Genomic DNA, 11,869 nt, shown 5'->3' with positions numbered 1-11,869 from the left:
TCCCACAGGTACTGCACAGGACTCAGGTCTTGTGAAAGCCCTGTGGGAGCGGGCAAGCCCGCGAAGAGGCCGGCACAGGATTCAGAGAGCAGCCGCCCCGGCCTTGGCCACCTGGGCATCCTGCTCGGACTTGACCCCGGACACGCCGATCGCCCCCACCACCTGCCCATTCACCCGCAGCGGCACGCCACCTTCCAGGCTGGTCAGCAGCGGCGCGGTGACGAAAGCGGTACGGCCACCATTGACCATCTCCTCGTAATCCCGCGTCTCCTTGCGCCCCAGCGCGGCTGTGCGGGCCTTTTCCATCGCGATGTAGGCGCTGGCCGGCGCGCAGCCGTCCAGGCGCTCCAGGGCCAGCGGGTGGCCACCGTCGTCGACCACGGCGATGGTCACGTTCCATTGTTGCGCCTGGGCTTGCTGGCGGGCGGCGGTCAGCACGAGGGCGACTTCGGCCTGGCCGATCACGGACTTGCTATGCATGGTGGTTCTCCGGGTTCAAGGCTGCTTCGACGATTTCGATCCAGTGCCGCACCGGTGTGCGCCCAGCCCCGTCGAGGTGGGCCTGGCAGCCGATGTTGGCGGTGGCGATGACTTGCGGTTTGCCGCTTTCCAAGGCGTTGAGGCGGTTGTCGCGCAGTTGTAGCGACAGCTCGGGCTGGGTCAGCGAATAGGTGCCGGCCGAGCCGCAGCACAGGTGGCCGTCCGGTACCGGGGTCAGGGTAAAGCCCAGGCGTGTCAGCAACGCCTCCACCGCACCCCCTAGCTTCAGCGCGTGCTGCAGGGTGCATGGGCAATGGAAGGCCAGGCGCTGTTCGGCGCACAGGCTCAGTTGCTCGACCGGCTCGTCGCGCAGCACCTCCACCAGGTCGCGGGACAGGGCGCTGACCCGTGCGGCCTTGGCGGCGTAGCGCGGGTCCTTTTCCAGCAGGTGGCCGTAGTCACGCACGAACGCGCCGCAGCCGCTGGCCGTTTGCACGATGGCCTCGGCGCCGGCTTCGATGGCTGGCCACCAGGCATCGATATTGCGCCGCGCCCGTTGCAGGCCTTGTTCCTGGGCATTGAGGTGATAGTCCACCGCGCCACAGCAGCCGGCCTGCTGGATCGGCACCACGCTGATGCCCAGGCGGTCCAGCAGGCGTGCGGCGGCGGCATTGGTGTTGGGCGACAGGGCCGGTTGCACGCAGCCTTCCAGCATCAGCACCCGCCGCGCATGGCGCGGTGCGGGGCGTTGGCCGGGGGCGGTGACCCGCGCCGGCAGCTTGCGCTTGAGCGTGGCCGGCAACAGCGGGCGCAGGGCCTGGCCGCTGCGGGTCAGGGCCTTGAACAGCGCCGGGCGTGGCACCACTGCGCGCAGGCCCTGGCGCAGCAGGCGCTGGCCGAGCGGGCGCGGCACCTGCTGTTCGACCACGGCGCGGCCGATGTCCAGCAGGTCGTGGTACTTCACCCCGGAAGGGCAGGTGGTTTCACAGTTGCGGCAGGTCAGGCAGCGATCCAGGTGCAACTGGGTGCTGGCGGTGATCGGCGCGCCTTCGAGCATCTGCTTGATCAGGTAGATGCGCCCGCGTGGGCCGTCCAGTTCATCGCCCAGCAGCTGGTAGGTGGGGCACGTGGCGGTGCAGAAACCACAGTGCACGCAGGAGCGCAGGATGCTTTCGGCCTCGTCGGCGCGGGCCAGTTGCCGGGCGGTTTCGCTCAGGTTGGTTTGCATGGTCTGGCCTCACAGGTCCGGGTACAGGCGGCCAGGGTTGAACACCCCCTGGGGGTCGAGTTGCTGCTTGAGCGCACGGTGGTAGCGCATCAGCGCGGCGGGCAGCGGAGGGCTGCTGGCAGCGCCAGGGGCATGGCAGGTGGCGTGGCCGCCAACCTTGGCGACCTGCTCGCGGATCTCTTGCGCCGGTGCCGTGGACTTGAGCCAGCGCTGCGCGCCACCCCAGTCGATCAGCTGCTGGCCGGGCAGCTCCAGCTCGCCGGTGGCGTTGGGCACGGACAGGCGCCACAGCGGCGCGGGGCTGGCAAAGAACGCCAGGCGCTGCTCGCGCAGGTCGCTCCAGAAGCAGCTGTCCAATGCCTCGCCGCCCAGGCGCTGGCGTGCCGACTGCACCGAGCCTTCGCCGCCTTCCAGGCGCAGGTACAGCGCGTCGCCGTCATGGCAGGCCGCGCTGATCGGCAGCGGCTGCTGGCCCCATTCAGCCAGCTCCGCCAGCGCCTGGTGGCGGCCCATCGGCAGACGCAGGCTGAGGCACTGGCGCGGGCGTGGCAGCACTTTCAGCGACACCTCGGTCAGCAACCCGAGGCAGCCGAAGCTGCCCGCCATCAGCCGCGACACGTCGTAGCCGGCAACGTTCTTCATCACTTCGCCACCAAAGCGCAACAGCTTGCCGTGGCCGGTGATCACCCGCGTGCCCAGCACATAGTCACGCACCGACCCGGCCCACGGCCGCCTTGGGCCTGACAGCCCGGCCGCGACCATGCCACCCAGGGTGGCGTCGGGGCCCAGGTGCGGTGGTTCGCAGGGCAGCATCTGGCCAGCTTCGTGCAATGCCGCCTCGATCTCGCGCAGCGGCGTGCCGGCGCGGGCAGTCAGCACCAGTTCGGTCGGGTCGTAGCTGACGATGCCCCGGTGGCTGCGGGTGTCGAGCACCTCGCCGGCCACCGGGCAGCCGAGCATGGCCTTGCTGTTGCCGCCCTGGATACGCAGCGGCGTGGCCTGGTTCAGCGCCTGGTTGACCTGCTCCAGCAGGGCCTGGCTGATGTCGCGGTCCATGCTCATCAGAAACGCTCCAGTTCGGGGAAGGGCAATTGCCCATGGTGCACATGCATGGCACCGAATTCGGCGCAGCGGTGCAGGGTGGGGATGTTCTTGCCGGGGTTGAGCAGGCCCTGTGGGTCGAAGGCTGCCTTGACCGCATGGAACAGGGTGATTTCGTCGCTGTTGAACTGTGCGCACATCTGGTTGATCTTCTCGCGCCCCACTCCGTGCTCGCCGGTGATGCTGCCGCCCACGGCCACGCACAGTTCGAGGATCTTGCCGCCGATGGCTTCGGCACGTTCCAGCTCGCCTGGCAGGTTGGCATCGAACAGGATCAGCGGGTGCATGTTGCCGTCGCCGGCGTGGAACACGTTGGCCACGCGCAGGCCGTATTCGGCGGACAGTTCGCTGATGCCCTTGAGCACCCGTGGCAGTTCGCGGCGCGGGATGGTGCCGTCCATGCAGTAGTAGTCCGGGGAGATGCGCCCCACCGCAGGAAAGGCGTTCTTGCGTCCGGCCCAGAAGCGCACGCGCTCGGCCTCGTCGCAGGCCAGCCGTACTTCACGCGCGCCGGCCTGGGCCAGCACGGCGGCGACCCGTTCGCAGTCGTCATGCACATCGGCCTCGACGCCATCCAGCTCGCACAGCAGGATGGCCGCCGCGTCCACCGGGTAACCGGCATGGATGAAGTCCTCGGCGGCGCGGATCGCCAGGTTGTCCATCATCTCCAGGCCGCCGGGGATGATCCCGGCAGCGATGATCTCGGCCACAGCCCGGCCGGCGTCCTCGACGCTGTCGAAGCTGGCCAGCAGCACCCGCGCCACCTGGGGCTTGGGCAGCAGCTTGACGGTGACTTCGGTGACGATGCCGAGCATGCCTTCGGAGCCGGTGAACAGTGCCAGCAGGTCGAAACCGGGGCTGTCCAGGGCATCGCTGCCGAGGGTCAGGCGTTCGCCCTCGACCGTGAGGATTTCCACCTTGAGCAGGTTGTGCACGGTCAGGCCGTACTTGAGGCAGTGCACGCCACCGGCGTTCTCGGCGACATTGCCGCCGATGGAGCAGGCGATTTGCGAGGACGGGTCCGGCGCATAGTACAGGCCGTGGGGCGCGGCCGCCTGGGAGATGGCCAGGTTGCGCACGCCGGGCTGCACACGGGCGAAGCGGCCCTGCGGGTTGACTTCGAGAATGCGGTTGAACCGCGCCATCACCAGCAGGATGCCTTTGGCCAGTGGCAGGGCGCCGCCCGACAGGCCGGTACCGGCGCCGCGTGCCACCACCGGCACGCCACGCTGGTGGCAAAGCCTGAGCAGCGCCTGCACCTGCTCCAGGCGCTCGGGCAGCACCACCAGCAGCGGCACCGTGCGGTAGGCCGAGAGGCCGTCGCATTCATAGGGCTTGAGGTCTTCCTCGCGGTGCAGGATCTCGAGGTCCGGCAGGGCAGCGCGCAGCGCTTGCAGCAGCGCCGCCCGGTCCACGTCGGGCAGCGCGCCATCGACGCGTTCGTCATACAGGATATTCATCGGCTCACTCGGCAACGGTTTTTGTTGTTGTTGGCAAAGCGCTCACCCTTGCAGCCTGCGCGTGGCCGCCGCCCGGGTCGAGCACGGGGTGAACTGGTCCTACCAGTTTTTGCGACGGGTACTGGTTATTGACGGCTTTGCCTGGCTAGATTGAGGCAGGTGGTCGAAGTGGTCCTACCAGCAGGAGGGTACGCAGTGGGTACTGAAGGCAAGGCCAAGGTCGCCGACCAGGTGGCCGAACGGGTCGAGCGGCTGATCGTCGAAGGCGTGCTCAAGGTGGGCCAGGCCCTGCCGTCGGAGCGGCGCCTGGTGGACAAGCTGGGCTGTTCGCGCTCGGCGCTGCGTGAAGGCCTGCGCATCCTGCGCGGGCGCGGCATCATCGACACCGAGCAGGGGCGTGGCTCGTTCGTTGCCGACCTGACGGGCCATGCGGGCGCCACGCCGTTGATGCACCTATTCGGATCGCAGCCGCGCACGCTGTTCGACCTGCTGGAAGTGCGGGCGTTGCTGGAGGCCGAATCGGCGCGCCTGGCGGCGTTGCGGGCCACCGAGGTCGACCGTTTGCTGATCCGCCGGCGCTATGAAGAAATGCTGGCTGCGCACGAAGCCCCCGAAGCGATCGATGCCCGTGAACATGCCCGCCGCGACCATGCCTTTCACCGGGCGATCAGCGAGGCGTCGCACAACCCGGTGCTGGTGCATACCTTGCAATCGCTCAGTGACCTGACCTTGAGCACGGTGTTCGCCTCGGTCAACAACCTGTATTGCCGACCGGCGCAGAAGCGCCAGATCGACCGCCAGCATGCGCGGTTGTATCACGCGGTGATGGAGCAGCTGCCCGAGCAGGCGCAGCGCGCGGCGCGCGAACATATCAACGGGATCCGCGACAGTTTGCGGGAGATCGAGCAGGAGGAGCAGCGGCTGGTAAGGGCTACCATGCGCATGGATGGCTGGGGGTGAATGTATGCCTGTGCCGGCCCTTTCGCGGGCTTGCCCGCTCCCACAGGGACTGCACCGGGTCTGATGCCTGTACAGTACTTGTGGGAGCGGGCAAGCCCGCGAAGAGGCCGATGCAGGATTACCTCAATCAATGATCGGCTATGCGGTCATCCTGCGAGAGGAGGGCCCGGGCCAGCTCTTCATCATTGGCCTGCAAGCCAGGGTTGTCCTTGCGGGCTTGTTCCAGCGCCGACTCCACATAGGCGCCACGGATTGCACCACCGCTGGCGACGTAGGCCGAAAGCTCGTCACGCGCCGGGATGATCCGTTTGTCGTCCTTGAAGGTCGAGTAAAGCGAGGCGGAAACACCGGCCGAGGTTGCGACGTCGCCTGCGTCGACGTCAGCCAGGGCAGCACCGGCAGGCAGCAGGAGCAGCAGCGCAGGGGCGAGGAGTAGGTGGCGCATGGTGTGATCTCCAGTAGCATGAAGCCCAAGTAATTGAACCACTCAGTGTTTAAGAAAGCGCAGGTGGGGTGGTAGTTCCCTTGTTCACGCTGGAGATTGCCGGGGCTGCTGCGCAGCCCATCGCCGGCAAGCCAGCTCCCACGTCGACCGCGCTGCCCTTAAGGCCTGTGCAGTACCTGTGGGAGCTGGCTTGCCGGCGATAGGGCCCTGTCAGGCGAGTTGGTAAGTAGTCTTCACCCGGGTAAAGAACTGCCGCGCATGCGTCCCTTGCTCCCGCGAGCCCAGGCTCGATGCCCCATTCCCACCAAACGGCACGTGGTAATCCACCCCGGCCGTAGGCAGGTTGACCATCACCATCCCCGCCGAACTGTTGCGCTTGAATTGCTCGGCATGGCGCAGCGAGGTGGTGACGATCCCGGCAGACAGGCCAAAGGCGGTGTCCTCGGCGGCGGTGAAGGCTTCCTCGTAATCACGCACCTTGAGCACGCTCAGCACCGGCCCGAAAATCTCCTCGCGGTAGATGCGCATGTCCGCGGTCACTTCGGTGAACAGCGCCGGGGTGAAGAAATACGCCCCCGCCGGGTTGTCGATGCGCTCGCCACCGCACACCAGCTTCGCGCCCTGTTCAAGGCCGGCGGCCACGTACGACAGGTTCTGCTCCAGTTGCCGGCTGTCGACCACCGGGCCGATGTCGGTGCCGGCTTGCAGCGCATCGCCCACCTGCAGCGCGCGGGTACGCTCGGCCAGGCGCGCGACGAAGGCGTCATGAATGCCGGCGGTCACGATTACCCGCGAGCTGGCCGTGCAGCGCTGGCCGGTACTGTAGAACGAGCCGTTCAGCGCCACCTCTACCGCCTGCTCCAGGTCGGCGTCATCCAGCACGATCAGCGGGTTCTTGCCGCCCATCTCCAGTTGCACTTTCTTCATGCCCTCGGCCGCCAGCCGGGCGATCTGCCGGCCGGTGTGCTCGGAGCCGGTGAAGCTGATGCCATCGACCAGTGGCGAGCGGATGATCGTGTCGCCCACGCTGCGCCCCGGGCCGATCAGCATGTTGAACACGCCCGCCGGCAACCCGGCGCGGGAAATGATTTCGGCCAGGGCCCAGGCCGAGGACGGCACCAGTTCGGCCGGCTTGAACACCACGCAGTTGCCAAAACACAGCGCCGGGGCGATCTTCCACGCCGGGATGGCGATGGGGAAGTTCCACGGCGCGATGATGCCGATCACGCCCAGCGGTTGGCTGAACACATCGATGGCCACGTCCTGGCGCACCGACTGGTACTTCTCGCCTTCGGCGCGCAGGGCTTCCTGGGCGTAGAACTTGAACGAGCGCCCGGCCCGGTCCACTTCGCCCAGGGCTTCGCGCACCACCTTGCCTTCTTCGCGAGCCAGCAGCGTGGCCAGCTCCTCGCGGCGGGCGAGGATTTCCGTGCCGATGAAGTCCAGCGCGTCAGCGCGCTGCTGCGGGTTGCTGCGCGCCCAGGCCGGCTGCGCCCGGCGGGCAGCGGCGATGGCCTGTTCGGTCAGCACCTGGTCGGCGCGTTCGAAGCGTTCGACCACTTCACCCGGGTGGGACGGGTTGCGGTTCTCCAGGATGTCGGCGCTGCTGCCCAGAGGGATGAAGGCGCCATCGACGTAGCTGCTTTTGGTCACGAGGGTCATGCGGTGCGAATCCTTTTTTCAGAAACCTGGCGGGCGACAAAGTCGCTGATGTTGTCCACGGCGCTGTCCATCAACTGTTGCATGGCGTCTTCGCTGCTCCAGGCGATGTGCGGGTTGAGCAGGAAGTCATCGCGGTCGATCAGCTGGAACAACGGGTTGCTCGGGTGCAGCGGCTCTACCTCGACCACATCCAGTGCCACGCCGCCCAGGCGACCTTGCTGCAGTGCCTGGATCAGCGCCGCTTCGTTGACCACGCCACCACGGCCAGTGTTGATCACCAAGGCATCGGGCTTCATCAACGCCAGTTGCCCGGCGTCGATCAGGTTGTAGGTTTCGGGCGTGAGCGGGCAGTTGATCGACAGCACATCGCAGCTTTTCAGCAGTTCGGCCAGCGGCCGGCAGTCGGGGCCCTTGCGCTTGCCGCCACGGTCCTCGAACAGCACCTGCATGCCGAACGCCCGCGCCAGGTGCGCCAGGCGCAGGGCGATCGGGCCGCTGCCGATGATCGCCAGCTGCTTGTCGCGCACATCGCGGATGCGGTGGTTGAAGTAGATGTTCTGGTGCGGCTTGTCGCCGGCATGCACCTGGCGCATCAGGCGGGTGAAGGCGGCCGGGCGGCGGAACAGTTCGAGGATCATCGCCAGGCTGTGTTCGGCCACCGTGTTGGCGGCATAGCCCGGCACGCTCGACACCTCGATGCCGTGGGCCTCGCAGTAGGCGACATCGACGATGTCGCGGCCGGTGAGGGCCAGCGAGATCATCTTCAGCCTGGGCAGCTGGCGCAGGTGCTCTTCGCGCAGCGGCACGCTGCAGGTCAGCGCCACGGTGGCGTCCTGCAGGTGCTCCAGCACCTGGTCGGGGTGGGTGTAGGCAAACTGCTGCCAGCTGTGCTCGCAGTCAGGGCGCTTGAGGCGGGTGGAAGGCGCCAGGCCTTCGTCGTCGAGGAAGACGATATGTTCGCTCACGGTATTGTCCTTATTTTTTCTGCGCGGGCACGTAGCCGGCGGGTGCCATGCCGACCAGCTGGCGGGTGATGAAGCCGGCGTCCTGGTCGTGGTCCTCCAGCGATTCCTTGCGCACCAGCGCATCGCGCACCAGGTGTGCGCCAAAGAAGCGGAACGGCTCTGGCGGCAGCAGTTTCATCTTCTGGTTGACCAGGCCACAGTTGGCCCATTCGTCGTTGGCATGGGTGGCCAGCGACTTGATGATGCGGCTGGCGAACACCGTGGTGGCCACACCGTTGCCGGAAAAACCGATGCCGTAGCTGACAGTCTGGTGGTGGTCGAGGTAGCCGAAGTTCGGCAAGCCTTTCATGGCCCGGTCGATCGGCCCGGTCCAGCTGCTGACCACTGGCACGTCCTGCAGTTGCGGGTACAGGCGGCGCAGTTCGGCGGCAACCTTGTCGGCGGCCGGCGACGGCTTTTCATACAGGTTGCCGATGCGCCCGGCATAGGCGAACTGGCCCAGCGGCTTGCCGAACACCACGCGCCCGTCCGGGGTGTTGCGCCAGTAGTTGAGCACGGTGCGCGAGTCGGTCATGCATTCGCCGCCGCTGAAGCCGATGGCGTCGAGCTTGGCCTTGACCGGCGCGGTGGCGACCATGTCGCTGGACATGATCGCGATCATCCGGCGCAGCTCGGGGAACTGCGCGCCCCAGGCGTTGAGTGCCAGTACCACGTGGTTGGCCTTCACATGGCCTTTGGCGGTGTGTACCACCGGGTTCTTGCCGCGTTCCAGGTGGGTGAACGGCGACTTCTCGAAAATCTGCACGCCCAGTTTCAGCGCCACGCGGCGCAGGCCGCGGGCCAGCATGGCCGGCTGCACGGTGGCGGCGTTGGGGTCGTAGATGCCACCCAGCACCAGCGGCGAGCCGACCCGGCCACGGATGGTCTGGCGGTCCAGCTCCTGGAACGGGTTGACGTCGAGCTTCTGCAGGCCGTCGGTGAGCACGCGCCAGGAGTTCATCTGCCGCTGGTTGGTCGCGGTCCACAGCCAGCCGTCCTTGCGGTACTGGGCGTCGATACCGTGTTCCTGGCAGAAGCTGCCGATCTCGTCGATGGCCGACTCGGCGGCCTGGCAGATGCGCCGTGCCTCGACGTCGCCGCAGATGGTGCGCACCGACAGGTACTTGCCCCACCAGTTGGTAGCCACGCCCCCGTTGCGCCCGCTGGCACCGGAGCCGCAGCGGTCGCGCTCGACGATGACGATGGTTTTTTCCGGGTGGGCCGTTTTCAGGCGGATGGCCGACCACAGGCCAAGGAAGCCACCGCCGACGATGCACACGTCGGCTTGAATCGAGTCCTGCAGGGCAGGGGCGAGGTCGCTGTCCAGGTCAAGCGCCTGGGCATACCAGAATCCACGGTACATGAGGGGTGCCTCTGAGCATGTTTGTCTTGTGGGCACATGATGCTCAGCCGGGCCGGCGGGCCGATATTACAGTCATGACAATTGATAGAACGGTGCCGCCTTTTGTCACGGATTTCCTATTTGTGGGGATGCATATGATATGACGGACGCAGGGCGCACTTTAGAATGGCGCTATTGCGAATGTCATGAGGCTTGCGTCCATGGTTGCTCAACAACAAATAGAACAACGGGAAGAACCGGCGCATGCCCCTGTCATCGCTGCGCAGGTAAAGCCGGAACTGCGGGTGGGTTTCGTGCTGATGAACCACTTCACCCTGGTGCCGGTGGCCGGGCTGGTGGACTCGCTGCGCTTTGCCGCCGACAAGTCGTTCCGCAGCCAGCAGGTGTTTTGCCAGTGGGACTGGATGACCCTCGACGACCAGCCGATCACCGCCAGCTGCGGCATGCCCATTTCGCCGACCAAGCCGCTGAACCTGTTCGCCCAGTACGACTACATCGTGCTGGCCGGCGGCCTACTGGACGAAACCCGCAACCCGCCAGCCTGGTTGCTGGATGCGCTGCGCGAGGTGCATGCCGCGAATATCCCGATCATCGCCCTGTGTTCGGGCTCGTTCGTGCTGGGCAAGGCCGGGCTGCTGGATGGCCGGCGCTGCGCCCTGCATTTCACCCTGCGCGATGAGTTCAGGGAGCGCTTCCCGCTGTCCACGGCGGTGATCGACAAGAGCTATGTGGACGACCGCGGCATCATCACCTGCCCGGGTGGCACCGCCATCGACCTGGCAGCCAACCTGATCCGCCGGCATTGCGGTGCGGTACGGGCGCAGAAGGGGTTGGAATACCTGCTGGTGGACGAGCGTGCCGACGAGCAGGAGGGCAAGGCGGCCAGCGAATGCGTGTACCAGAACGACAGGGTGCAGCGGGCGATCAGCTTCATGCGGGCCAACCTGGATGCCTCGATGACGCTCAAGGCCGTGGCCGAAGCGGTGGGCACCCACCCCCGGCAGTTGCACCGCGAGTTCGTCGCCAATACCCAGGAACCGCCGGCCAACTACTGGCGCAAGCTGCGCCTGGACCATGCCCGGCGGTTGCTGGTGAATACCAGCCAGAACATCACCACCATTGCCTTGGCGTGCGGGTTTTCCGATGCGTCGCACTTTATCCTGTGGTTCCGCAAGCAGTATGGCGAGACGCCGTACAGCTTCCGCAAGCGGCGGCATGAGGTGGAGCGGTTTGACTGGCATGGTGACAAGGTGGGGCTGGACCCGGAGCTCTAGCAGGTCTCAAACCATGCAGCGCGGGCCGTTGTAGGAGCAACTGTCTTGCTCAAAATTTAAAAGCACATACGATCACTGTGGGAGCGGGCTTGCCCGCGAACACGGGCGAAGCCCGTGCCATCCACCGCGTCGCCTGCTTCGCGGGCATGCCCGCTCCTACAACGGACCGCGTTAACCAGTCAGGTAGCACAAGGCAGTTGTTTCCCCAAAAGGTCGCGCAGGATCAGAGCTGGCCGAAGGCCTGGATCTCGATGCGGTAATCCGCTGTCGCCAAGGCCGCGCCTACACAAGCCCGCACTGGCGGCTGATCGCCAACCCAGGCGTCATACACCTCGTTCATCGCCGCAAACTCGCCCATGTCGGCCAGCCAGATCTGCACGCGGGTCAGGTTGCCCTTGCCTGCGCCGACCTGCACCAGCCACTGCTCCAGTTGCGCCAGTACGCAGCGGGTCTGCGCGGCGATGTCGCCCGGTTGCAGGGCGACGATGCCCGAGGTTTCGATGCGGCCATCCACCAGCACCATCTGGCTGGCCCGTGGGCCGGGGTTGATACGTTCGATCATCGACAGTTTCCTTAGAACAGCACGTAGGTCTTGCGCAGGGTTTCGCGAATGTCCCACACACCCTCGCAGTTTTCCGGGAACAGCACCGCGTCGCCCGCGCGCAGCTCCACCGGCTCGCCACCGTCGGGGGTGAAGGTGCACCAGCCGCTGACGATGTGGCTGAATTCACGGTTTTTCAGGTGACGGCGGAACACCCCCGGGCTGCTTTCCCATACACCGATGCTGGCGCCGACGGCCTGGTCGGTCTGGTCCTGGGCGGTGGCAGCCTGGGCGATGGGTTCGCCGATCGGCAGGCGGGCAGGGGCCGGGGTGCCCAGGCTGCCACCGCCC

At 66.6% G+C, this 11,869-nt stretch carries 12 protein-coding genes; 2 read left to right on the top strand and 10 right to left on the bottom strand.

All coding sequences use genetic code 11. The annotated features are described in order from the left end of the window. Positions 1–81 precede the first annotated feature (81 nt). The 4 genes from CAG44_RS20910 to glcD are packed head-to-tail and all read right to left on the bottom strand — an operon-like array spanning position 82 to position 4,269. Positions 82–480: a heme-binding protein gene (locus CAG44_RS20910; protein ID WP_085591042.1), complete on the bottom strand. Its 399-nt coding sequence runs from the start codon at positions 478–480 to the stop codon at positions 82–84. Next, positions 473–1,708: a glycolate oxidase subunit GlcF gene (gene glcF / locus CAG44_RS20905; protein WP_085692907.1), complete on the bottom strand. Its 1,236-nt coding sequence runs from the start codon at positions 1,706–1,708 to the stop codon at positions 473–475. The genes CAG44_RS20910 and glcF overlap by 8 nt, the downstream gene beginning before the upstream one ends. Before the next feature lie 9 nt (positions 1,709–1,717). Beyond that, a complete protein-coding gene (glcE, locus tag CAG44_RS20900) occupies positions 1,718–2,770 on the bottom strand; it encodes a glycolate oxidase subunit GlcE (protein ID WP_085692906.1) in 1,053 nt (350 codons plus the stop codon). Continuing rightward, the gene (gene glcD / locus CAG44_RS20895) at positions 2,770–4,269 is read right to left on the bottom strand and encodes a glycolate oxidase subunit GlcD (RefSeq protein WP_085692905.1); all 1,500 of its coding nucleotides are present in this window, start codon (positions 4,267–4,269) and stop codon (positions 2,770–2,772) included. Before glcD ends, glcE begins: the two co-directional genes overlap by 1 nt. A 195-nt stretch (positions 4,270–4,464) precedes the next feature. On the opposite strand from glcD, the gene glcC reads away from it, so the two are divergent. Next, positions 4,465–5,229 (top strand): transcriptional regulator GlcC, encoded by a 765-nt coding sequence (gene glcC / locus CAG44_RS20890; protein WP_084785154.1) that lies wholly within the window; start codon positions 4,465–4,467, stop codon positions 5,227–5,229. 127 nt (positions 5,230–5,356) lie between these two features. On the opposite strand, the gene CAG44_RS20885 is transcribed toward glcC, so the two are convergent. From CAG44_RS20885 to CAG44_RS20870, 4 genes are all read right to left on the bottom strand, one after another. Further along, positions 5,357–5,674, bottom strand: coding sequence for a DUF2388 domain-containing protein (locus CAG44_RS20885; RefSeq protein ID WP_003260922.1), 318 nt, complete (start codon positions 5,672–5,674; stop codon positions 5,357–5,359). A gap of 210 nt (positions 5,675–5,884) precedes the next feature. Next, positions 5,885–7,336, bottom strand: a complete 1,452-nt coding sequence (locus CAG44_RS20880) for an aldehyde dehydrogenase family protein (RefSeq protein WP_085692904.1) — start codon at positions 7,334–7,336, stop codon at positions 5,885–5,887. Continuing rightward, the gene (locus CAG44_RS20875) at positions 7,333–8,301 is read right to left on the bottom strand and encodes an NAD(P)-dependent oxidoreductase (protein ID WP_025338713.1); all 969 of its coding nucleotides are present in this window, start codon (positions 8,299–8,301) and stop codon (positions 7,333–7,335) included. The genes CAG44_RS20880 and CAG44_RS20875 overlap by 4 nt, the downstream gene beginning before the upstream one ends. A gap of 10 nt (positions 8,302–8,311) precedes the next feature. Then, complete coding sequence (locus CAG44_RS20870; protein WP_085591055.1) at positions 8,312–9,703, bottom strand: FAD-binding oxidoreductase; 1,392 nt, start codon at positions 9,701–9,703, stop codon at positions 8,312–8,314. Between the two features lie 200 nt (positions 9,704–9,903). Between CAG44_RS20870 and CAG44_RS20865 the strand changes: the two genes are divergently transcribed. Then, positions 9,904–10,977: a GlxA family transcriptional regulator gene (locus CAG44_RS20865; RefSeq protein ID WP_025338715.1), complete on the top strand. Its 1,074-nt coding sequence runs from the start codon at positions 9,904–9,906 to the stop codon at positions 10,975–10,977. A gap of 223 nt (positions 10,978–11,200) precedes the next feature. Here the strand turns inward: CAG44_RS20865 and CAG44_RS20860 are convergent, their stop codons facing one another. Both CAG44_RS20860 and CAG44_RS20855 read right to left on the bottom strand, forming a co-directional pair. Continuing rightward, positions 11,201–11,539: a RidA family protein gene (locus CAG44_RS20860; RefSeq protein ID WP_085692903.1), complete on the bottom strand. Its 339-nt coding sequence runs from the start codon at positions 11,537–11,539 to the stop codon at positions 11,201–11,203. An 11-nt stretch (positions 11,540–11,550) separates the two neighbouring features. Next, on the bottom strand, positions 11,551–11,869 hold a 319-nt coding region (locus tag CAG44_RS20855; RefSeq protein WP_371919243.1), incomplete at its 5' end, for a cupin domain-containing protein.

It is taken from the genome of Pseudomonas sp. B13(2017) (genome assembly GCF_002113245.1).
Lineage (GTDB): Bacteria > Pseudomonadota > Gammaproteobacteria > Pseudomonadales > Pseudomonadaceae > Aquipseudomonas > Aquipseudomonas putida_Z.
The sequence above is the reverse complement of the archived record's forward strand: the minus strand, read 5'-3'. Positions and strand labels throughout refer to the sequence as shown.

Excerpts from the sequence above, each read along its gene's own strand:
- CAG44_RS20865 (WP_025338715.1), top strand. The coding sequence starts at position 9,904 with ATGGTTGCTCAACAACAAATAGAACAACGGGAAGAACCGGCGCATGCC.
- glcE (WP_085692906.1), bottom strand. The coding sequence starts at position 2,770 with ATGAGCATGGACCGCGACATCAGCCAGGCCCTGCTGGAGCAGGTCAAC.
- CAG44_RS20885 (WP_003260922.1), bottom strand. The coding sequence starts at position 5,674 with ATGCGCCACCTACTCCTCGCCCCTGCGCTGCTGCTCCTGCTGCCTGCC.
- CAG44_RS20860 (WP_085692903.1), bottom strand. The coding sequence starts at position 11,539 with ATGATCGAACGTATCAACCCCGGCCCACGGGCCAGCCAGATGGTGCTG.
- CAG44_RS20870 (WP_085591055.1), bottom strand. The coding sequence starts at position 9,703 with ATGTACCGTGGATTCTGGTATGCCCAGGCGCTTGACCTGGACAGCGAC.
- CAG44_RS20880 (WP_085692904.1), bottom strand. The coding sequence starts at position 7,336 with ATGACCCTCGTGACCAAAAGCAGCTACGTCGATGGCGCCTTCATCCCT.
- CAG44_RS20910 (WP_085591042.1), bottom strand. The coding sequence starts at position 480 with ATGCATAGCAAGTCCGTGATCGGCCAGGCCGAAGTCGCCCTCGTGCTG.
- glcF (WP_085692907.1), bottom strand. The coding sequence starts at position 1,708 with ATGCAAACCAACCTGAGCGAAACCGCCCGGCAACTGGCCCGCGCCGAC.
- glcD (WP_085692905.1), bottom strand. The coding sequence starts at position 4,269 with ATGAATATCCTGTATGACGAACGCGTCGATGGCGCGCTGCCCGACGTG.